Genomic DNA, 20,555 nt, shown 5'->3' on the forward strand with positions numbered 1-20,555 from the left:
GTCAGCCGGCGAGCGGCGTGGAGATGTTCCAGGTGGTGTCCAGCTCGAAGTCCTTGGCCGTGTCGTAGGCGCGCTTGCCGTTCTTGACGGCCGCGTAAAGGTCTCCCTTGTACTGCCGCAGCATGTGACCGGCCTTGGCCTTGGACTCGAAGGTCGTGCCGGCTTTGGTGACGTGCACGCACCAGGTGGCGCCGTTGAGAAAGCCCTCGCTCTTGTCGTTCAGAGCGATCCGCACCCGGGAGTCCTTCAGCGACAGATAGTGGCCGGGCTTGCGTACGGACTCGAAGGAGTAGCAGCCGGGAGCCTTGACCAGCGCCTTCGTGACGACCCACGTGGCGTCCTCACGGTCGGTCTCTTTGCTCTTGGCGCTGACCGGGGTCAGGAAGCTGTTCCCGCCGTCAACACTGGACTGGCGGAGGTACCAGCCGCTCAGCTTCGGGTTGCCGGACTGGAGAGACTGCCGCAGGGCCCGGCCCTGGCCCTCCCTGAGGAACGCGGCAACGTCCCCGGGGCTGCCCTTGAGCGCCTTGTCCGCCGCAGCGACCAGATTGGGGTGCACGCCGGTGTTCGCCGCATCGGCCCGGATCGTGCGGACCTTGTCGAGGTCCTCCTTCGCCTTCTTCTCTGCCGCGATCTCGGAGTCACGCTTGCGGGCCTGCTTGGCACCGGAGTGGATGTACGTCCGCCAGTCCGCCGGGTCGGAGCTGCTCAAAGCCTTCAGAGTCGCGTCATAGAGGACCGTGCTCCGGTCCTCAGCCTTTATCGAGTTGAACAGCGTGCGGATGAAGTCGTCGTCGCCGGAGTTCTTCATCGCCTCGGAAAGCTCAAGGTCGAACAGGGACGCGGCACTCCGGCGGGCGTCCAGCTCCGCGCGCCGCCGGGCCTCGTCGCGGTCCTTCTCCTCCAGTTCCTTGCGCTCGTTCTCCATGTCACGGTCGTGCGCCTCACGCGCGCCGTCAGCGATGAAAGCACGCCAGACGGCCGGGTCCTTGTCCCCCAGAGCGCGAGAGGCGGCCTTCTTGACCTCCGGCGAGGCGGCGTCATGCAACATGATCGCGCGGATGAAGTTGTCGTCGCTGAGCGTCAGCAGGTCGGGGTTGACGGGAATGCCGACCGCGATCAGAGCCTGGGACTTGAGCTTCCGCGCCATACGGTCGGCGGACTTCTGCTCCTGCTCACGCTGCCAGTCCAGCTCGCGCGCCTCGCCGATGCCGGTGGTGATGAAGCGCACGTGGTCGTCGGCGGAGGCGCTGGCGATGGCCTTCTCCGCGGCCCGGCACACCGCCTCCCACTTGTCGCCGGCGTCCATGGCCTTGCCCCACAGCATGATGATGAAGTCACGGTCGCTCAGTCCGAGCTGCTCCGCCGTCACCTCGTACTCGATCTTCCGCCCCGCGCCGACCCGGTCGCTCTCGCTGGTGCGGATGACATCCGCCGCGCTGACCACATCCGAGGGCGCGGCGAAGGCGCCGACCGGAGCCACCATGCCGCTGACGGCCGCCAGCGCCGTGGCGGTCACGATTGCGTGCGCGACGAGGCGCCGCGCGCGGAGGGAACCCGCACGCGCGGGACCGATGTTGCTCTTGTTCATTTTTGTTCTCAGGAACCCCTCTAGCCCCCCGTACGGGCGACCTGATCGTGTACACGACGAACGCCCGTGAAGTCTCTGATGTGTTCTTAATGAGAGTCAAAGGGGACTTGCCTAAGTTGTCCGTTTTCGTTAGGAACAGGGAACCTGACACTCGCCGGCGCACCCATTCGGGAGCTCAGCGGGCTGGTCTGGGAGAGGCCGCCAGGCCAGTGGGGCGGCCATGCCGCGATGGTCATTCGGCTCCGCGGCACTATCCAGGAGCCAAGTGTCTTAGTGCTCGAACCAACCGCTGCGTACGGAGGTCCGGAAAGAGGCCCAAGCGGCGGGGGAGAGGTGGAGTATGGGGCCGGTGGGGTGCTTGGAGCCGCGTATGGCGACTGCGTCGGGGGAGCTGACGGCTACCTCGACACATTCTTCGTGGGCGTTGCTGTAGCTGGACTTGCGGAATGCTTGTGTGGCCATGGGGCACTGCTCCGTGTGGAGTGTGGTAAGGAAGGCCGTCCACGCGGCGGGGCTGACGTGGAGGGTGGGGCCGTCGGTGCGCTTGGAGTCGCGTATGGCGATGGTGCGGGGGTGGTTGGCGGCTACTTCGACGCACTCGTGGTCGTGGTCGCTGTAGGTGGACTTGCGGAAAACGAGCTCCGGCATGGTTCATAGCTCCTTGCTCAAGTTGCGAATGAAGGTGCGCGACTCATGCTCGCTGAGTGCCTGCTCGGCGATCCTCTCGAACATGTCATCGTGTGCGGAAGCCTCCGCTCCACCTTCAATCCACGTCTGAGAGCGAGGGATCTCCATGTAGACCACGTCCATCGAGCCAGGCTCTGCGAAGGAGATGACGTTGAAGCCGCATCCCATGCCCAGCTGATGGCCGGCTCGGAACGGAAGCACGCGCACGGTGACGTTGGGCAGGGTCGCCGTGTTCACAAGGTGGTCGAGCTGGCCACGCATCGTCTCAGCTCCGCCCACCAGGTTCCTCAAGGCAGCCTCGTAGATGACGGCGCGAAGCTGGAGCGGCGGGTTGTCAACCAGACGCTTCTGGCGGGCGAGCCGCGTGGCTACGAACCTGTCGTCGGGGTTGAGGGCTCGAATGTAAGTCTCGGACTGCAAGAGGCCAGGCACGAAGACAATCTGCCAGGTCTTGATCGTCGTCGCGGCGCTCTCCAGGGTGACGTACTCCTTCATCGCGGGGAAGACCGAAGCGTCGCTCCACCACCCCTTCGCCTTCCGCCGTTCCCGGTCCACGCGGGCCAGTTCCAGTAGCCCGCCCACCGTTGCCGGGTCGCTCACCTCGTACAGCTCGCACAGGATGCGGATGTCCGGGTCGCGCATCGGGACCCAGCCGCTTTCCATCCTGGCGACCTTGCCGGTCGACGCGCTGATGACCTTGGCCGCTTGGCCTTGTGTGAGGCCGGCGGCGAGGCGGTGCTTGGTGAGTTCGCCGCCGAGGCGGCGGCCCAGCACGGTCGACATGCGGTTGCCCTGTGATGTCTGGCTGCGTTCCATGCGCTCACCTTCGCTCGTGGGGAGCGGCTTGGGTGCGGGATTGCGACCCGGCAACCCTCACGGGTGAAAATTGCACCGCTCGATTGTGGTGGACGTCGTGGCGCCCCTACCGTCCGTAACGAACGAACTGCTCGCGCGGCCGCATCAGTTGGCGCAAGGGTGCGCGCTGCTCGTAATCCGGAGGTGGCCGTCGATGATCTCTCCGCATGACCCCACAGGAACCGTCCTCTACGAGGACCTGCTCGACTACTCGCCGTTCCCCAAGAGTGTGCGGCTCGCGCGGTACCGGATGGCCCGGCTGCTGTGGGAGTGGGGGTACGGGCACCTCGTGGACGACGCCGAGTTGCTGGTGTCCGAGCTGCTGACGAACGCGATCACGCACGGCCGGGTGCCCGGTCGGCTCGTACGTGTGCACCTGACGGTGGGGAAGGAGGTGTTGCGGCTGGCGGTCAGTGATGCGCATGGGGAAGCGTGGCCGCATGTGCGGGGGCCGGGGGACGACAGTCCCGGTGGGCTCGGGCTGGTGCTCGTGCAGGAGGTGGCCGTGCGGTGGGGTGTGCGGGAGCGGCAGGTCGGCAAGACGGTGTGGTGCGAGCTGGACGTCAGGCGGGAGCGACCATCGGTGACGGGCCGCCGAGGACGATGTTCCAGTGGTAGGTGAGGGACGTGGGGCAGCCAGGTAGCAGGGGCGTTGGGGTGTAGGTGGCGGTCAGGCGGCGGCGGGCCTCCGCGTCCGGGGCCGCGTGGAGTACCGAGTCGTGGGCCAGGAGGGGGTCGCCCTCGAAGTACATCTGGGTGACCAGGCGTTGGGTGAACGCGCGGCCGAAGAGGGAGAAGTGCAGGTGGGCGGCGCGCCAGGCGTGGTCGGGGGTGCCGAGCGGGTACGGGCCCGGCTTGATCGTCGTGAAGGTCCAGCGGCCGTCGGCGTCGGTGAGGGTGCGGCCCGCGCCCGTGAAGTGGGGGTCCAGCGGGGCGTCGTGCCGGTCGCCCTGGTGCGCGTAACGGCCGGCGGCGTTGGCCTGCCAGAGTTCCAGGAGCTGGTGGGGGATCGGGTGGCCCCGGTTGTCCAGGAGGCGACCGGTGACGGTGATGCGTTCGCCTATGGGGGCGCCCGAGCCCGAGTGGTGGCGGGTGAGGTCGCTGTCCAGGGGTGACACGTCGGCCTGGCCGAATACGGGGCCGTACAGTTCGGCGCTCTCCGGGTCGGCGGGGAGGAGGAACGGCGGCCGGGAGGGTCGGCGTAGAGGGAAGCCCCGGTACGGGGTGGGTGAGGTCGGCATGGGGACGTTGTCGCACTTGGCGGGGGGAGGGGCAAGACCGCGAACCCGCCGGGAGGGGAGGTGTCGGTACTGACCGTATGCCGGCGTCTTGTCGCTGTACTGACCGGGCACGTTGATGGAGAGCAGGGGGCCTGATCGGCAATCACGATGCGGAGGTTGAGTGCCTGTCAGCCAGGTCCCTGGCGAGCTGACTGATGCGTGCGCGGGCCGTCTCAGGGGCGAGCACCTCGATGTGGTCGCCGAACTGAAGAAGCTGACGCACCGACTCGATGTCGGGGTAGCGCACGACGACGACGCACGAGCCATTTTCCGCGTCGGAGACATGGTGGATGCGGGTGCCGAGGATGCGCCGCGCCAGGTCGAGACCCTTTTCCGGCAGGCGGATGGTCACGCTCACGCGATCTTGCTCCTCAGTGCGTTTCTTCAGCACGGCCCATCTGGTGTGGAGGGTTTCGCCTGGTTGGAGCACGGCTGGTGCGTCTAGCTGTTCGAAGGCCGACAGTCGTTCCAGAGCGAGCAGCCTGCTGTCGCCCTGGTCATCGGCGACGAGATACCAGCGGCCTGATTTCGCCACGATCCCGTACGGGTCGACCACCCGTGTCGAGGCCTGGCTCTCGGCGCTGCGGCGGTACAGGATTCGAAGGCGTCGCCGGTGTCGCAGGGTCGAGGCCAGATCCGATACTTCGACCGCTGCCTCGGAGGCAGCAAACCACGCGGTGCTGTCGACAAGCACAAGGTCAGCCAGCCGCAGCGGGCTCGGCGACTCAGGTGCTGCGGCCTGGCGGGCGGCGATCTTGCGCTCGGCCGACTCCCATGCCGCAGTCAGGCCCATTCGCTCACGTAGTGCGCTGTCCAAGCCGGCCACGGACAGGGCCTCCAGTTCTGGTGGTTCCAGATGGGATGCGCTGAGCCGTGCACTGGGGAGCAGGACGATCCCGCCGTTCCGCCCACGTTCGGCATAGACGGGCACGCCCGCTGTCGATAGCGCCTCGACGTCGCGCAGCACAGTCCGCCGGGACACCTCAAGGCGCGCGGCGAGCTCGGTGGTAGTGAGCCGCTGACGGGTCTGCAGGAGCAGCAGGAGATGCAGGAGTCTTGAAGCCTTCATGCTGACCCATGTTCTCGGAAAAGGTGACAGGTTCTGTCGCGATTGGTTGATCCACTGGGTGCTGGACCGAGAGATCAACGAGTTGAGGAGCGCTCCATGCCCGCACCGAACCTGTTCCTGATCGGCGTCCGCGACGCCGAGGCCGCCACCGCCTTCTACAGCGACCTGTTCGAGATCGAACCGACCTTCACCAGTCCCCACTACGTAGCCTTCGAAGCTGCCCCCGGTGTCCTGTTCGCACTGTGGACGGGCTACAGCGAGCACGCGGTCCCGAGCCTCCCCCGTACGACAGAGATCGGACTCATGACGCCGGGGCCATCGCAGGCGATTGACGAGATCTTCACGAGGTGGGTCTCGAAGGGGGTCCACGTTGTGCAGGAGCCGCATGATGCTGTCTTCGGCCGCACGTTCGTGATTACGGACCCTGACGGCAACCTCATCCGAGTCTCCCCGGTCGACTGACCTCCTCGACGGCGAAACAGCCGTCACCGCCGTCGGCTTCCTGCACCGGGCTGTCGACTGGTTCGCTGACCGTGGCGTCACCATTGAGAGGGTCCTGTCGGGCAACGGCGGCGCCTACCGCTCGTACCTGTGGCGCGACAACTGCGAAGTGCTATCGATCACCTCGAAGTTCACGCTCCCTTACCGCCCGCGGACGAACGGGAAGGCCGAGCGCTTCCACCGCACCATGGCCGAGGGCTGGGCCTACGCCCGCTGCTGCACCAGCGAGCAAGAACGACGCGACGCACCGGCCGGTTGGCTCCACCGGTACAACCACCACCGGCCCCACACCGCGTGCGGCAACCAGCCGCCATTCTCACGATTGATCAACGGGCCCGGTCAGTACATCAGCGGCGGCGGGCTCGCCAGGCCGTCACGACGCTGATGGTCCCGCTGCAGATCAGGATGGCGCCGAGGACGATGTTCCAGGTGTCACCGAGCCAGATCCCGAGGGCCGTCACGGCGAGCGCGCAGAGAAGCGCGAGGGTGGAGAGTATCCGGGCGAGAAGCATGAGGAAGGGCCGCGGTAGTAGGGGGTGGTGGTGTCCCACCGGTTTCCGTCCCCAGCGACCCTAACAGTGGTACCGGGCCCCCGACGGCTACGGCCACCACGGCTCACGCCGTCACCCGGAACCGCAGCCGGCAGATCGTCGCGTCCGTCGTGCGGCGCACCGCGTGGGCGACGACCGCGCCGCGCTGGTTCTGGAGGAGGCGTTGCCAGAGGTGGGCCGGTTCGACCTCGGGGATCAGGACGGTGACCCGGGTACGGGGGTGCCGGCCGGCGAGTTCGCGTACGTACGCGGCGATCGGGCGGCCCACCGTGCGGGTGGTGGAGGGCAGTTCGAGGAGGTCGACGCCGGGGTTCCACAGTTCCCAGTCGCGGCGCAGGGACTCCGCCGCGCGGCGGTCCTCGGGCGCGGCGTACGTGACGGTGACGGCCACCACCTCGTCGCCGAGCGAGACCGCGGCGTTCAGCGCCTCGCAGGTGAGCTTGGAGAGGTGGGAGACGGGGACGACGACGAGGGAGCGGTCGCGGTGCGGCGGTTCGGGGATGCGGCCCAGGTGCAGGCGGTCCGCGATCCTGCCGTACGCCCGGTGGACCGCCTCGAAGGCGAGGACGAGGAGCGGCAGCGCGACGACGATGAGCCAGGCGCCCTCGGTGAACTTCGTCGCGGTGACGACGACGGCCGAGACGCCGGTCAGCAGCGCGCCGAAGCCGTTGAGCGCGGCCTTGCCGCGCCAGCCGGAAGAACGTTCCTGCCGCCAGTGGCGGACCATGCCGACCTGGCAGATGGTGAAACCGACGAAGACGCCGATGGCGAAGAGCGGGACGAGGGTGTTCACGTCGCCGCCGGAGAAGCCGAGGAGTACGGCGGCGACGGCGGCCAGCGCGAGGACGCCGTGCCGGTGCACCTGCCGGTCCGCCTTGAGGCCGAAGACGTGCGGCAGGTAGTTGTCGCGGGCCAGCAGGCCCATCAGGACCGGCAGCCCGCCGAAGCTGGTGTTGGCGGCGAGGGCGAGCAGGACCATCGTCGCGAACTGCACGACGTAGAAAGCCCAGTTGTGGCCGAGTGACGCGTCCGCGAGCTGCGCGAGGACGGTGACGCCTTCGACCGGCTGGAGGTGGAAGCGCCCGATGAGCACCGAGAGGCCGATCAGCATCACGCCGAGCAGGGCGCCCAGGGCGACCTCGGTGCGCTGCGCGCGCTTGGCGGCGGGCGCGCGGAAGGACGGTACGGCGTTGGCGACCGCCTCGACGCCGGTCAGGGCCGAACACCCGGCGGCGAACGCCTTGAGCAGCAGCAGCGCGCCCACCGAGGTCGCGTTGTCCGCCAGGACGGAGGCATGCCCGGTGGCCGACACCGTGGAGGCGGGCGCGTCCCGGAACAGGCCGACCGCGACGACGGTGAGGATCGACCCCACGAAGACGGCGGTGGGAAGGATGAAGGCTTTCGCCGAGTCGACGATGCCGCGCAGGTTGACCGCGGTCACCAGCACGAGCACCCCCAGGCACAGCCAGAGCCGCTGGCCGTAGAGGGCGGGGAAGGCGGAGGTGAGCGCGGCGACGCCGGCCGTCACCGACACGGCGACGTTCAGCACGTAGTCGAGGAGGAGGGAGGCCGCGGCGGCCAGGGCCGTGCGGCGCCCGAGGTGCGCCTTGGCGACGGCGTACGAACCGCCGCCGTTCGGGAAGGCCGCGATCACCTGCCGGTACGAGGCGACCAGGACGGCGAGCAGGGCGGCGATGCAGAGGGTCACCGGGAGGGTGAACCCGAGGCCGTACGCGCCGGCGGCGGCCAGGATCAGGACGACGGACTCGGGCCCGTACGCGACGGAGGCCATCGCGTCGAGGGAGAGGGCGGCGAGGCCCTGGACGGAGGTGAGACGGTGCCGGGCGTCCGGATCGGGAGCGGAGGCGGGGGCGGGAGTGGGGGCGGAACCGGAAGGGGACGGGCCGGTTGTCCGGTCCGCGGTCCGGCCCGTGGATTTCCACACCATCGACATCGTTCGCCGTACCTCCGTGCGCTGCGGGAAGAGAACCCCGGTGACGGGGCCAGCCCAGCGTGAGTGCCGGTTCGTACGGGCGCGCCGGTTCTTGGCGTGGCTTTGGCGGATGATCCGGCCTTCTTCACGCCTTCTTGATGCCCGGCGGGCGCGTACCGATGCGGATGGGTGGCCGGGGCACCGGTTGGCCGGGACATCAGGTGGCGCGGGCACCGGTACGCGTACGGCGTACGGCGGTGACCGCGTTGTCAGCGGTGCGTCAAGCAGCCGCGACGCGCCGTCAGTGTCGCGTCAATGTCCGGGCGACGTGCCCGCCACGGGCCTACCGTCACGGCCATGGAACGGAGAGGCGGTGTGACGCGCGATGGACGGCATACGCGAAGGAGGTACGCCCTTCCACCCCCGGTGCACGGCCCGACGGCGTACCGCGACCGCCGGTGGACGGCCGAACTGCGCACGTCGGCCTGCGGCACGGCCGGCGTCCTCTGCCTCATGCTCGGCGTCGACCTCGCCTGCCGCACCCTCGACCCGCTGCGCGCCGCCTGCTGGACGGCCCTCGCGCTGGTGCTCTTCGCGGCGCTCTTCCCGGCACGGGTGACGGTCGGCGCGGGCTGGCTCGCCGTACGTGGGCTGCTGCGGGAGCGCCGGGTCCGTACCGATCTGCTGGTCCTCGTCCACCGCAGCGACGGGATGGCGCCCCGGCTGGTGCTGCGCGACGCGCTGGGCGACCGCGTCGAACTGGACCCCAAGGTCCTCACCGCCGACCCGGCCCTCTGGCACCTCCTCGACACCGGCGCCCGGCTGTCCCGGGAGCGCGGGCTGCTGCGGTCGGGGAGCGAGGTGCTGCGGGTGCTGGGCGAGTGCGTCGACCGCGACGGTGCCCGGAGGATCTTCGAGGCTTCGGGGATGGAGTGACCGGCCGTCCGGTTCCCGGGGCTCATACGGACAGCAGGTCGCGGCGGCGCACCATGCGTACGCCGCACAGGTCCTCCGGGTCCTCCGCATCGTCGAAGACCGCCGTGATCAGCCACAGCACCAGGAATCCGTAACCGGCCAGCCAGCGCTTGACCAGCCGGGGGACGCGGGGCCGGGTGCCGGTCTTCTCCAGGATGACCCGCGTCCTGACCAGGAACTTGCCGACGCTCGCGCCGAGCATCCGCGTCAGCACCACGTGGTTGAGGAACGACACCCCGAGCCCGCACCCGATCGCCACCGCCCAGAACGCCCCGAACGGGCGGTCGCCGCCGACCCGGACGCCCAGGGACAGCACGCCGAGCAGGCCGGTGAGCAGCACGCTGTCGATGACGATCGCGGTGAGGCGGCGGAGGTCACCGGCGGGTTCGGGGATGTCGGGGAGGCGGTATACGGGGGGTTGGTGGGGGTACGGATGGGGGTGTGGTGGGGCATATGGGTGGGACTGGTACGGCGCATAGGGGTTGGTGGGGGCCGGGGCGGGCGGGGCGTGACGCTCGTCGTACATGAGAGCGGATCTTGCCACGGCCGCCGGGACCGCTACGAACGCGCCGCCCGGACCTCCTACGATCCGGCTGCCCGGGCCCCTTGCGCCGCGGACGGCCAGAGCAGCGCCTGGGCGACGATCACATGCCCGCCGTTGCTGGTCACGGCGGGGCCGCCGTACAACTCGTAGCCGAGGGCGAGCATCTCGCTCACCCGGTGGCAGAACGTGGCGTCGTCCGGGCCGGTCAGGACGCGGTAGACGGGCATGCCGTCCGGCGGGGTGCTCGGGGTGGGGGCGTTCATCAGGCAGCACCGCCGAAGTCGTACCGTACGCCGGTCAGCTCCTCCGACGCGTCCCACAGCCGCGCCGACGTCTCGTCGTTGCGCGTCCACGGGGCGCGGGGGGACGGCGCGGTCGCGCCGCGCAGGCCGGTGCGCGGGCCGAGGAAGGCGTCCGGCTTCATGTGCGGGGCGGTGGCGGCGCACAGCGTCGGCAGGGCGCCGGACTCGGCGGACTGGCCGATGATGCGGTTGGCCAGCGCCACGACGCGCTCGGCGCCCGTACGGCCCTCCATCCGCACGCCGGCGGTCTGCAGGTTGGTGTCGGCGTACCCGGGGTGCGCCGCGACGGCCAGGACCTGCGAACCGGCGCGTGCCAGGCGGCGCGACAGTTCGTGGACGAAGAGCAGGTTGGCGCTCTTGGAACGGGCGTAGGCGATCCAGCGACGGTAGCCGCGCTCGCTGTTGAGGTCGCCCAGGTCGACGTTGCTCAGCATGTGGAAGCCGCTGGACACGGTGACGACGCGCGCCCCGGGCGTGGCCAGCAGCTTGGGCAGGAGGAGGCCGGTGAGCGCGAAATGGCCGAGGTGGTTGGTGCCGAACTGCATCTCGAAGCCGTCGGCGGTACGGCGGTGCGGGAGCGCCATCACACCGGCGTTGTTGACGAGGAGGTCGAGACGGTCGCCGTCGAAGTCGTCCAGGCCCGCAGCGAAGGCGCGTACGGACGCCAGGTCGGCCAGGTCGAGCTGCCGGAACTCGGCCTCGGCGGCCGGTACTTCGGAGCGCAGCCGGGCGAGCGCGGCGTGCCCGCGGGCCTCGTTGCGGCAGGCCAGTACGGTACGGGCGCCACGGCGGGCCAGCTCGCGCGCGGTGATGTAGCCGATGCCGCTGTTTGCGCCGGTGACGACGGCCGAGCGGCCCGTCTGGTCGGGGATGTGGCTCGTGGTCCAACGGGTCACGCCTGCTGCGCTCCTTCGTCGGGGCGTCGGGGGCACCAGCCTACGCCCGGACCGGTGGGGATACTCCCAGGCCGGGTGGGTCGTGGGGCACGGGAGTGAGGGCGTGGGGGCTAGCTCCCGATCTCCCGCACCCGGTAGACGGGCACCGACACCGCCGGATCGTCCAGGCAGGCGCCCGTCTCCAGGTCGAAGCGCTGCTTGAGGAGGGGCGAGGCGACGAAAGGGCGGCCGTCCGCCGTGCCGGTCAGGCCGCGGGACAGCACGTACGCACCTGTGAACGGGTCACGGTTGCCGATGGCGTACGGGCGTCCCGCGCGGTCCATGAACAGCGCCACCTGCCCGCCGTCGGGGAGGAGGGCGGCGACGCCCCGGCCGGGGACGAGGGCGGAGGGGGCACAGACCGGGAACCAGGTGCGGTCCGAGTGCCGGTCCGAGGGGAGTTCGACGGCGAGAGTCATCGGGCGGCGGTCCCTTCCAGGGTGCGGGGGCGGCTGTCGGCAGCGGTACGGACCGGCAGCGTCGCTCCGGCCAGCAGGTGCAGGTCCGGCTTGATCTGGTCGCGCTCCGGGACGAAGCGGACGGCCGGGTCGGGGGCGTCCGGCGCGTTGACGAAGGAGACGAACCGGGCGAGGCGTTCCGGGTCGGCGAGGGTGTCGGCCCACTCGTCGCGGTAGGCCGTCACATGCGCGGCCATCAGGGCCTCCAGCTCGTCGCAGAGGCCGAGCGAGTCGTGCACGACCACGTCCCGTACGTGGTCGAGGCCGCCCTCGATGCGTTCCAGCCAGGCGGAGGTGCGCTCCAGGCGGTCGGCGGTGCGGATGTAGAACATCAGGAAGCGGTCGATGAGCCGGACCAGTTCGGCGTCGGAGAGGTCCTGGGCGAGCAGGTCGGCGTGGCGCGGGTCGGCGCCGCCGTTGCCGCCGACGTAGAGGTTCCAGCCGTTGGAGGTGGCGATGACGCCGAAGTCCTTGCCGCGCGCCTCGGCGCACTCGCGCGCGCAGCCGGAGACGGCCGACTTCAGTTTGTGCGGGGAGCGCAGGCCCCGGTAGCGCAGCTCCAGGTCGATGGCCATCCGGACGGAGTCCTGGACGCCGTAGCGGCACCAGGTCTGTCCGACGCACGACTTCACGGTGCGCAGCGCCTTCCCGTACGCGTGGCCGGACTCGAAGCCCGCGTCGACCAGGCGGGCCCAGATGCGCGGGAGCTGGTCGACGCGGGCGCCGAACAGGTCGATGCGCTGGCCGCCGGTGATCTTGGTGTAGAGCCCGAAGTCGCGGGCCACCTCGCCGATGACGATCAGCTTCTCCGGGGTGATCTCGCCGCCGGGGATGCGCGGGACGACCGAGTAGGAGCCGTTGCGCTGGAGGTTGGCGAGGAAGTGGTCGTTGGTGTCCTGGAGGGCGGACTGCTCGCCGTCCAGGACGTACCCGTCGGCGCCGACCGTGGGGGCGAGGCTGGCGATGATCGAAGCGACCGTCGGTTTGCAGGTCTCGCAGCCGTCGCCGCCGCGCGCCTCCTCCCGGCCGTGGCCGTCCAGCAGTGCGGCGTACGAGGTGAGGCGGCGGGTGCGGACGATCTCGTACAGCTCGGCGCGGGTGTGCGGGAAGCAGCCGCACAGGCCCTGGTCGACGGTCACGCCGCCGGCCGTCAGCTCGTCGTTGACCAGCGTGGTCAGCGCCTTGACGCAACTGCCGCAGCCGGTGCCCGCCTTGGTGCACTTCTTCACCTCGGGCACGGTGGTGCAGGAGTGCTCGGAGACCGCGGTGCGGATGGTGCTCTTGGTGACGTTGTGGCAGTTGCAGATCACCGCGTCGTCGGGGAGCGCGGCGGGGCCGAGCGCGCCGGCGGGTGCGCCGGTGCCCACGGGGAGGACGAGCTGTTCCGGGGCGACCGGCGGCACGGTGCCGGTGAGCGGGCGCAGCAGCCCGTACGACTCGGCGTCGCCGACCAGCACACCGCCGAGGAGTTCGCCGTCCGCGCCGACGACCAGCTTCTTGTAGACGCCGGAACGGGAGTCGGCGTACACGACGTCGAGACAGCCCGGGGTGGTGCCGTGCGCGTCCCCGAAGGAGGCCACGTCCACGCCGAGGAGCTTCAGCTTGGTGGAGGTGTCGGCGCCGGTGAAGGCGGGCCCGTCCCGGTCGCCGGCGATCGCGGCGGCCGCCGTCTCCGCCATCTCGTACCCGGGCGCCACCAGGCCGTACACCCTGCCGTCGGCCGCCAGCGCGCACTCGCCGATCGCGTACACGGCCGGGTCGCCGGTACGGCACCGCTCATCCACGACGATGCCGCCGCGCTCGCCCACCGCCAGCCCGCAGTCGCGGGCGAGCTGATCGCGCGGGCGCACTCCGGCCGAGAAGACCACCAGGTCGGTCTCGACGCGCGAGCCGTCGGACAGTTCCATGGCCCGTACGGCCCCGTCCGCACCCGTGACGACCTCCTTGCCGCCCACGCCCGTGTGGACGCTCAGGCCCATCTCCTCCACGGTCCGGCGCAGCGCGCTGCCGCCGCCCTCGTCCACCTGGACCGCCATCAGCCGCGGCTGGAACTCCACGATGTGGGTGCGCAGTCCGAGGCCCTTGAGGGCACCGGCCGCCTCCAGGCCGAGCAGGCCGCCGCCGACGACCGTGCCGGTGCGGGAGTTCTTGGCGTACTCCTCGATGGCGAGCAGGTCCTCGACGGTCCGGTAGACGAAACAGCCGGTGCTGTCCGCGCCGGGCACCGGCGGTACGAAGGGGTACGAGCCGGTGGCCAGCACGAGCGTGTCGTAGGGGACCGTCAGGCCGGAACGGGCGGTGACGGTGCGCGCCGCGCGGTCGATCGCGGTGGCCGGGTCGCCGAGGTGCAGTTCGATGCCGTGCCGGGCCATGAACCCGGGGTCGGTGAGGGACAGGTCGTCCGGCGTGCGGCCCGCGAAGTACGAGGTGAGCTGGACCCGGTCGTAGGCGGGCCGGGGCTCCTCGCAGAGCACCACGACCCGGGACCGGCGGGTCACCCCACGGTCGGCGAGGGCTTCGAGGAACCGCTGGCCGACCATGCCGTGGCCGATGAGCACGAGGGTGGGAACGGCGGTTGCGGCCATGGTCAGAAGCCTCCGTCGGGGATGGGGCGGTCGGTGGTGAGCAGGTGCAGAAGGGGGGCGTCGGGCAGCGGGTCGTCGGCCTCCCAGGTACGGGCGAGGGTGCCGACGGCGCCGAGGTCGCCGAGGAGGATGCCGCCGACGAGGCGGTCACCGCGGACGATGACCTTGCGGTAGGCGCTCCGGGTGGCGTCGGACAGGTGGATCACGTCATCGCCGGGGCGGGGGGAAGGGGTGCCGAAGGCGGCGAGGTCGAGGGGGGTGTCGTGCGCGCCGGAGTCCGGTTCGAGGTGGGCGCCGGAGCCTGGGCCGGGGTGCGCGCCGGAGCCTGGGCTGGGGTGCGCGCCGGAGTCCGGGCCGGGGCTCGGGCCGGTGAGGGTGAGGCGGGTGAGGGCGCGGGTGCCTCGGTAACGGGCGGCCTCCTCCGAGAGGACGCGCGCCAGCAGATCCGCCTGTTCGAGGGCGGCACCCGCCAGGCCATACACCACGCCGTCGTGCTGCGCACAGTCGCCGATCGCGTGAATGCGGGGATCGGCCGTCCGCAGCTCGTCGTCCACGACGATGCCGCGGTCCACCGGCAGTCCGGCGGCCCGCGCGAGCCCGGTGCGCGGCCGTACCCCGCAGGCGAGGACGACCACGTCGGCGTCGGGCACGTAACCGTCCGCGAGTTCCACGCCACGTACGGAACCGTCCTCGACACGCAGCCCGCGCACCCGGCACTCCGTATGGACCTCCACACCCAGCGCCTCGATGTGCGCGCGCAGCAGGGCCGCGGCCCCGGCGTCCAACTGCCGTTCCATCAGATGCTCGCCCTGCTGCGCGAGCAGAACCGATACACCGCGCTCGGCCAGCGCACGGGCCGCGGAGACACCGAGCAGCCCGCCGCCGATCACCACGGCGCGCACCCCCGGCCGGGCGGCGGCCGCGGCGAGCGCCGTGCAGTCGTCCAAGGTGCGGAAGGGGTGGACGCCGTCAGGGAGATCGCCGTGGCCGGACGGGAAGAGGCCGCGCAGCGGCGGCAGCACCGGGTTGGAGCCGGTCGCGAGGACGAGCCGGTCGTACGGTACGGCCCGCCCGTCGTCGCACAGCACCGTACGGGTCGCCCGGTCGATCCGTACCGCCCGCACCCCGCTCAGCCACCGCACGCCGTCGTGCGGGGCGGGCAGCGCGATGACCTCGGGCGCGTACCGGCCGGCCAGCACCTCGGCGAGCAGGACACGGTTGTACGGCGCGTGCGGCTCCGCGCCGAGGACGGTGAGTGCCGGACCGCCACCGGCATCGGCCGGACGGAGGCGCTGCGCGAGCCGGGCGGCCGCCATCCCGCCGCCGATCACCACCACACGCACACGCTGTTGCGAGGTCATGTCCGCCAGCGTGCGGTCCCGCTGTTACCCGGCCGCATCTGCGTTGTTACCCGCGGGGAACGCTGCCCTCAGCGTGGGGGAGGGCGGGGTGTGAGGACCGGCGTCGTGGGGTGATGCCCGTGCCGCCAGGAGCGGGGCTACGGCGCCGCGTCGGGCAGCGGTGACACCTTCCACAAGTGGCCCAGCGGCCGGAGTCCCAGGCGGGCGGCGACGTTCCGGGACGAGTGGTTGGTGTCGGTGGTGCTGTAGAAGAGGTGGCGGCCGGTGGGGGCCTGGAGGCGGGACCAGGCGGCGGTGGTGGTCGCGGCGTGGCCCCGGCCGCGGTGGCCGGGGCGGGTCCATGCGCCGGCTTCCGCGCCGTGGGCGGTCCAGCAGGGGGTGTGGCTGATGGAGACGACGTGCGCGGGGTGACCGGTGGCCGGGGGCGGGGCGGCGGGGTCGAGGGCCATGGCCCAGGGGCCGAGCTTTCCGTCGAGGAGGTCGTGCCACTCGTCGGCGCCCCAGTTGCCGGGGTTGGCGGTGCGCAGGGACGCGATGGCGGCCGGGGGCGCGTCTGAGGGCATGACGGGTGCGGTCGGGGCGTGCCGGATGCGGTCGGGGTGGATGAGGTAGCTGGGGCCCGTGGTGATGTGTACGGGGCCGAGGGCCGCCTCCAGCAGGTGCTGGACGTGGGGGAGGGCCGGGGGCGGCAAACCGGGGCCCGCGGGGGTGGGCCGCGGCGCGACGGCCGCCAGCAGGTCGGCGGCGAGTGCGTCCGGGAGGTGGGCGGCTGCCGCCGGGACCTGGTGACGGCCGTCGGCCGATACGGCGAGCACCAGGTGGTGCGGGCCCTGCAAGCGGCCTCGCGCGTCCGTGGGCCAGTTGACCTCGATCTCGGTCCTGAGCAGGTCCGCGACGTGGGGCACGGGTATGCCCGTCACCGGGCCCCCTCCGACGCGGGAGCCAGCAGCCGGGCGAGCGCGCGGCGGGTGCGGTCCTGGGCCTGGGGGTCGGCGAAGAGCTGGATGGCCTGGTTGAGGCCGGTGTAGAGGCCGATCAGCTCGAAGACGAGCTGGTCCGGGTCGGTGTCCGGGGGCAGTTCGCCCGCGTCGACGGCGTACCGGATCTCGTTGGCCAGGCGACGGCGCCAGAGCAGGGAACGGCGTACCACCGCATCGCGGATGGGCCCGCCGCGCGCGTCGAACTCGACCGCCGCCGTGGTGAAGAAGCAGCCGCCGGGGAAGGCGCCGTGCTCCCGTTCCAGGTACGTGATCCAGTACTCGCAGATGGCCCGGAGCCGGGCGAGACCGGGGGCCGTGCCGGCGGCGGGTTCCCACACCGCCCTGGAGAAGATCGCGGACGCGCCGTCCAGGGAGGCGAGCTGGAGCGTCTCCTTGGTGCCGAAGTGGCCGAGGACACCGGCCTTGCTCATGCCCAGGTCGGTGGCGAGGCGGCCGATGGTCAGCCCGTCGAGCCCTTCGACCGAGGCGATCGCGATGCTGCGGTCGATGATCCGGTCCCGGGTCCGGCGGGACTCGGCGGCGGACTTGCGTGGGCTCATGCCGCCATCGTAGCCAGCGCGTCCCGCCCGGCCCGCAATTAACTTCCGACCGATCGGTTGCTATATTTCCGGCCGGTGCGGCCGGCACCGGCGCGCCAGGCGGCGCACCGGCCGCGCCGTGCCGTGCCGTCCATGAGTCGTGCCGTCCACGAGTCGTCGTGCGCCCATGAGCCGAGTCGTCCACGAAGCCGAGGAGAGCAACCGTGCCGGGAACCCGTATCGCCGCGCTGGGCCACCACCAGCCGGCCCGCGTCCTGACCAATGACGACCTGGCGGGCATGGTCGACACCAGTGACGAGTGGATCCGGCGGCGTACCGGCATCGCCACCCGCCGGATCGCCGACGAGGAGTCCGTCGCCGACCTGGCCACGGCCGCCGCCGCCAAGGCCCTGGCCGCCTCCGGGCTGGCCCCCGCCGACATCGGGATGGTCACCGTGGCGACCTGCTCGGCCATCGACCGCTGCCCGTCCACCGCCGCCCAGGTCGCCGCCGCGCTCGGCATCCCCGCAGCCGTCGCGTACGACCTGAACAACGGCTGCGCGGGCTTCTGCACCGCGCTCGCCTCCGCCGACCACGCGGTCCGGGCGGGCGCTGCCCGGCACGCCCTGGTCATCGGCGCCGAGAAGATGTCGGACGTGACGGACTGGACCGACCGCAGCACCTGCGTCCTGCTCGGCGACGGCGCGGGCGCCGCCGTGGTCAGCGCCGCCGGGTCCGCGCACATCGGGCCCGTCGTCTGGGGCTCCGACCCCACCCGCGCGCAGGCGGTGCGCCTGACGGGCGACTGGCACCCGCGCTTCGCGCAGGAGGGGCAGACGGTGTTCCGCTGGGTCACCACCGAACTCACCCCGCTGGCCCGGGAAGCCTGCGAACGGGCCGGTGTCGCCCTCGCCGACCTCGCCGGGGTCGTCACCCATCAGGCCAATCTGCGCATCATCGAGGCCGTGGTGCAGCAGCTCGGCCTGCCCGAGGACGTGGTGATCGCGCGCGACGTGGTCGAGTCCGGCAACACCTCCGCCGCGTCCGTACCGCTCGCCCTCTCCAAGATGGCCGAACGCCGCGACCTGCCGTCCGGCGGGCCGGTGCTGCTGCTGAGCTTCGGGGGCGGGCTGTCGTACGCGGGGCAGGTGGTGGACTGCCCGTAGGGCAGGGCGGGGGGCGGACGGGCCCCGGCTGGGCGTGTGCGGGGGTCCGGCCGGACGGTTGCGCCGCGATGAGCTTCGGGTCGGCTCCCGTGGGTGCGCTGTTCAGGTGGCTCCGCCGTGACCACGGCGGTGGCCGGGCGCGCCGTCCGGGCCCCGGTGCCAGGCTGACAGCGGCATATTCATCTGTCATGTCTGCCTCCAGGGCGCAACCGGGCGGGGTTCCGCCGTTTCTTCCGCGGAATGGGGGCACTCGGTCGCTGGACCGTTCCCATTCCGCTACGGCTGGAGAGCCTGATGCCGTTCAACCCCTTGGAACAGCGGGGCATCCCGCTGGACCGGCAGCTACGCAACTGGCGTGAGCTGAACGTGACGCCGGTCGACCCGGACCACTGCGACCCGTACACCCGGTGCCGGATCATCACGATGAACGGGATCGAGGTGGAGGCGATCCTGTTCAGTCACCAGTTGGCGCGGCACTGTCCGGACATGGAGGTCAAGCAGCAGCTCGCACGGACCCGCTACATCGAGGCGCAGCAGCAGAAGGCGGTCAACTGGCTGCTGCCGGGCGTCGCGTCGGTGCTGGAGACGACGATCGCCTACGAGCAGGTGGCCGTGGACCTGACGGCGTGGGTGGCGCGGATGGAGCCCGACCCGTACCTCAAGCAGGCGTACCAGTTCGGGGTGCTGGAGGACTTCGACCACCTGTACCGGTACGCGAACCTGTACGAGATCATCGAGCACCGCAAGGCGGAGACGATCGTGGACGGGCTGACCGAGGTGATGCCGGGCCGGCCCACCCCGCTGCACCACCGCCACCCGGTGGACAACGTGCGCGAGCCGTACGACCGGACCAAAACGGACCCGCTGTCGAAGCTGCACGCGCTGACGATCATGTCGGCGGAGCAGCAGACCATGAACTTCTACATGAACACCGGCCCCACCTACATGGAGCCGATCGCCCGCCGGCTCTACCAGGAGATCGGGCTGATCGAGGAGGAGCACGTCACGCACTACGAGTCGCTGGTCGACCCGGGGGAGACGTGGTGGGAGCAACTGGTCAACCACGAGTACAACGAGTGCTACCTCTACCACTCCTTCATGGAGCAGGAGAGCGATCCGAAGGTGAAGGCCATCTGGGAGCTGCACCTGAACATGGAGCTGGAGCACCTGCACATCGCCTGCGACCTGATGCGCCGCCACGACGGGCGCGACCCGGCCGAGGTACTGGCCCCCGAGCTGCCCAACGTCCTGACGTTCGAGCCGAACAAGGGGTACCTGCGGGAACTGATCGCCGAGCAACTGGACCTGACCACGCTGGGCGCGGGCTATGTCCGCGAGGCCCATGAGCGGTTCGAGGCGATGCAGGAAGCCCTCAACGGCGGCGGGACGACGCCGAGTGACCGGGTGCTGGCCGAGCACGACAAGCTGATCGGCGGCGACTACCGGCTGGAGACCGAGGGCGAGCACCCGGTCGCCGCGCTGCGGACGGAGCAGCGGTGACGGCGCCGACGGGTCGCGCCGAGGACGGGCGGACCACGGCGACGACCGACCCGGCCACCGACCGGAACCCCACTCCGGACACGGATGTGGTGGCGCTGCTGATGGCCCAGCACGGACAGATCCGCAACCTCTTCGACGAGGTCGAGCAGAGCAGCGGGGACGCCCGCCGGGATGCGTTCCGCCGGCTGGTGCGGCTGCTGGCGGTGCACGAGACGGCCGAGGAGGAGGCCGTCCACCCGTACGTGAAGCGGACGGCGGACGGCGGGGACGACATCGTCGCGGACCGGCTCGGCGAGGAGAAGACGGCCAAGCAGGCCCTGTCCGCGCTGGACGGCATGGACGTCGAGGACGAGGCGTTCCTGCCGCGGCTGCTGTCGCTGCGCACGGACGTGATGGAGCACGCCCGCGCGGAGGAGCGCTATGAGTTCTCGTGGCTGCGGCGGCTGAACGACCCCGCCCGGCTGGCCGCCATGGCCAGGGCCGTCAAGGCGGCCGAAGGCACCGCGCCCACGCATCCGCACCCCGGCGTCGAGTCCGGCGCCGCGAACGCCGTGCTCGGCCCCCTGACGGCCGTCGTGGACCGTACCCGCGACGCGGTACGCAAGGCCCTGGGCAAGGACGGGTGAGCGGCGGCCCGGCCGGCTTCGGGCAGGGCCGGCCGCTACCGGAACCGGTCTGCCGGATTCTTCCCGGCCGGAAGGGCGGCCGGAGCCGCCAGGGCGAGTAGCTGCCGGACGTCCGCC

The 20,555-nt window shown here is 71.2% G+C and carries 21 protein-coding genes and 1 pseudogene; 7 read left to right on the forward strand and 15 right to left on the reverse strand.

The window, feature by feature from the left end; all coding sequences use genetic code 11:
- Position 1 precedes the first annotated feature (1 nt).
- The 3 genes from EJG53_RS27600 to EJG53_RS27615 all read right to left on the reverse strand — a co-directional run bounded on the left by EJG53_RS27600 (position 2) and on the right by EJG53_RS27615 (position 3,094).
- Positions 2-1,591: an AbfB domain-containing protein gene (locus EJG53_RS27600; protein WP_125047146.1), complete on the reverse strand. Its 1,590-nt coding sequence runs from the start codon at positions 1,589-1,591 to the stop codon at positions 2-4.
- A gap of 270 nt (positions 1,592-1,861) precedes the next feature.
- Positions 1,862-2,239, reverse strand: a complete 378-nt coding sequence (locus EJG53_RS43990) for a DUF397 domain-containing protein (RefSeq protein ID WP_371858738.1) — start codon at positions 2,237-2,239, stop codon at positions 1,862-1,864.
- 3 nt (positions 2,240-2,242) lie between these two features.
- A complete protein-coding gene (locus EJG53_RS27615) occupies positions 2,243-3,094 on the reverse strand; it encodes a helix-turn-helix domain-containing protein (RefSeq protein WP_125047147.1) in 852 nt (283 codons plus the stop codon).
- 193 nt (positions 3,095-3,287) lie between these two features.
- Here EJG53_RS27615 and EJG53_RS27620 point away from each other — a divergent pair, with 193 nt between their 5' ends.
- The gene (locus EJG53_RS27620) at positions 3,288-3,755 is read left to right on the forward strand and encodes an ATP-binding protein (protein WP_125047148.1); all 468 of its coding nucleotides are present in this window, start codon (positions 3,288-3,290) and stop codon (positions 3,753-3,755) included.
- Here the strand turns inward: EJG53_RS27620 and EJG53_RS27625 are convergent.
- Both EJG53_RS27625 and EJG53_RS27630 read right to left on the reverse strand, forming a co-directional pair.
- A complete protein-coding gene (locus tag EJG53_RS27625) occupies positions 3,697-4,374 on the reverse strand; it encodes a dioxygenase family protein (protein ID WP_125047149.1) in 678 nt (225 codons plus the stop codon). The genes EJG53_RS27620 and EJG53_RS27625 overlap by 59 nt on opposite strands.
- A 142-nt stretch (positions 4,375-4,516) precedes the next feature.
- Entirely contained in the window at positions 4,517-5,482 is a 966-nt protein-coding gene (locus EJG53_RS27630) for a helix-turn-helix transcriptional regulator (protein ID WP_125047150.1), read from the reverse strand.
- Positions 5,483-5,578: 96 nt separating this feature from the next.
- Between EJG53_RS27630 and EJG53_RS27635 the strand changes: the two genes are divergently transcribed.
- Positions 5,579-5,944 carry a VOC family protein gene (locus tag EJG53_RS27635; RefSeq protein WP_125047151.1) on the forward strand — a complete coding sequence of 122 codons (366 nt, stop codon included), beginning with the start codon at positions 5,579-5,581 and terminating at the stop codon, positions 5,942-5,944.
- Positions 5,940-6,368, forward strand: a pseudogene (locus EJG53_RS27640) (integrase core domain-containing protein); the annotation flags it as partial. The gene EJG53_RS27635 and the pseudogene EJG53_RS27640, both read left to right, overlap by 5 nt.
- Here EJG53_RS27640 and EJG53_RS40740 read toward each other — a convergent pair.
- A complete protein-coding gene (locus EJG53_RS40740) occupies positions 6,331-6,495 on the reverse strand; it encodes a hypothetical protein (protein WP_154806406.1) in 165 nt (54 codons plus the stop codon). The pseudogene EJG53_RS27640 and the gene EJG53_RS40740 overlap by 38 nt on opposite strands.
- Before the next feature lie 103 nt (positions 6,496-6,598).
- Positions 6,599-8,488 (reverse strand): APC family permease, encoded by a 1,890-nt coding sequence (locus EJG53_RS27645; RefSeq protein ID WP_125047152.1) that lies wholly within the window; start codon positions 8,486-8,488, stop codon positions 6,599-6,601.
- A gap of 405 nt (positions 8,489-8,893) precedes the next feature.
- Between EJG53_RS27645 and EJG53_RS27650 the strand changes: the two genes are divergently transcribed.
- A complete protein-coding gene (locus EJG53_RS27650) occupies positions 8,894-9,403 on the forward strand; it encodes a hypothetical protein (protein ID WP_125047153.1) in 510 nt (169 codons plus the stop codon).
- A gap of 22 nt (positions 9,404-9,425) precedes the next feature.
- Here EJG53_RS27650 and EJG53_RS27655 read toward each other — a convergent pair whose 3' ends face one another.
- The 8 genes from EJG53_RS27655 to EJG53_RS27690 all read right to left on the reverse strand — a co-directional run bounded on the left by EJG53_RS27655 (position 9,426) and on the right by EJG53_RS27690 (position 17,167).
- Entirely contained in the window at positions 9,426-9,968 is a 543-nt protein-coding gene (locus tag EJG53_RS27655; protein ID WP_125047154.1) for an RDD family protein, read from the reverse strand.
- 56 nt (positions 9,969-10,024) lie between these two features.
- Positions 10,025-10,249, reverse strand: a complete 225-nt coding sequence (locus tag EJG53_RS27660) for a DUF1737 domain-containing protein (RefSeq protein WP_125047155.1) — start codon at positions 10,247-10,249, stop codon at positions 10,025-10,027.
- Positions 10,249-11,184, reverse strand: coding sequence for an oxidoreductase (locus EJG53_RS27665; RefSeq protein ID WP_125047156.1), 936 nt, complete (start codon positions 11,182-11,184; stop codon positions 10,249-10,251). The genes EJG53_RS27660 and EJG53_RS27665 overlap by 1 nt, the downstream gene beginning before the upstream one ends.
- A 110-nt stretch (positions 11,185-11,294) precedes the next feature.
- A complete protein-coding gene (gene nirD, locus EJG53_RS27670) occupies positions 11,295-11,642 on the reverse strand; it encodes a nitrite reductase small subunit NirD (RefSeq protein WP_125047157.1) in 348 nt (115 codons plus the stop codon).
- Positions 11,639-14,266, reverse strand: coding sequence for a nitrite reductase large subunit NirB (nirB, locus tag EJG53_RS27675; protein ID WP_125047158.1), 2,628 nt, complete (start codon positions 14,264-14,266; stop codon positions 11,639-11,641). The genes nirD and nirB overlap by 4 nt, the downstream gene beginning before the upstream one ends.
- Positions 14,267-14,268: 2 nt before the next feature.
- Positions 14,269-15,627, reverse strand: coding sequence for an NAD(P)/FAD-dependent oxidoreductase (locus EJG53_RS27680; RefSeq protein ID WP_125047159.1), 1,359 nt, complete (start codon positions 15,625-15,627; stop codon positions 14,269-14,271).
- Between the two features lie 137 nt (positions 15,628-15,764).
- A complete protein-coding gene (locus EJG53_RS27685; protein ID WP_125047160.1) occupies positions 15,765-16,547 on the reverse strand; it encodes a GNAT family N-acetyltransferase in 783 nt (260 codons plus the stop codon).
- The gene (locus EJG53_RS27690; protein ID WP_125047161.1) at positions 16,544-17,167 is read right to left on the reverse strand and encodes a TetR/AcrR family transcriptional regulator; all 624 of its coding nucleotides are present in this window, start codon (positions 17,165-17,167) and stop codon (positions 16,544-16,546) included. The genes EJG53_RS27685 and EJG53_RS27690 overlap by 4 nt, the downstream gene beginning before the upstream one ends.
- A gap of 203 nt (positions 17,168-17,370) precedes the next feature.
- On the opposite strand from EJG53_RS27690, the gene EJG53_RS27695 reads away from it, so the two are divergent.
- From EJG53_RS27695 to EJG53_RS27705, 3 genes are all read left to right on the forward strand, one after another.
- Positions 17,371-18,312, forward strand: coding sequence for a beta-ketoacyl-ACP synthase 3 (locus EJG53_RS27695; protein ID WP_125047162.1), 942 nt, complete (start codon positions 17,371-17,373; stop codon positions 18,310-18,312).
- Between the two features lie 294 nt (positions 18,313-18,606).
- Positions 18,607-19,812 carry a hypothetical protein gene (locus EJG53_RS27700; protein ID WP_125049637.1) on the forward strand — a complete coding sequence of 402 codons (1,206 nt, stop codon included), beginning with the start codon at positions 18,607-18,609 and terminating at the stop codon, positions 19,810-19,812.
- The gene (locus EJG53_RS27705) at positions 19,809-20,438 is read left to right on the forward strand and encodes a hemerythrin domain-containing protein (protein ID WP_371858739.1); all 630 of its coding nucleotides are present in this window, start codon (positions 19,809-19,811) and stop codon (positions 20,436-20,438) included. Before EJG53_RS27700 ends, EJG53_RS27705 begins: the two co-directional genes overlap by 4 nt.
- Positions 20,439-20,555: the final 117 nt, after the last annotated feature.

The organism is Streptomyces chrestomyceticus JCM 4735, from assembly GCF_003865135.1.
GTDB lineage: Bacteria > Actinomycetota > Actinomycetes > Streptomycetales > Streptomycetaceae > Streptomyces > Streptomyces chrestomyceticus.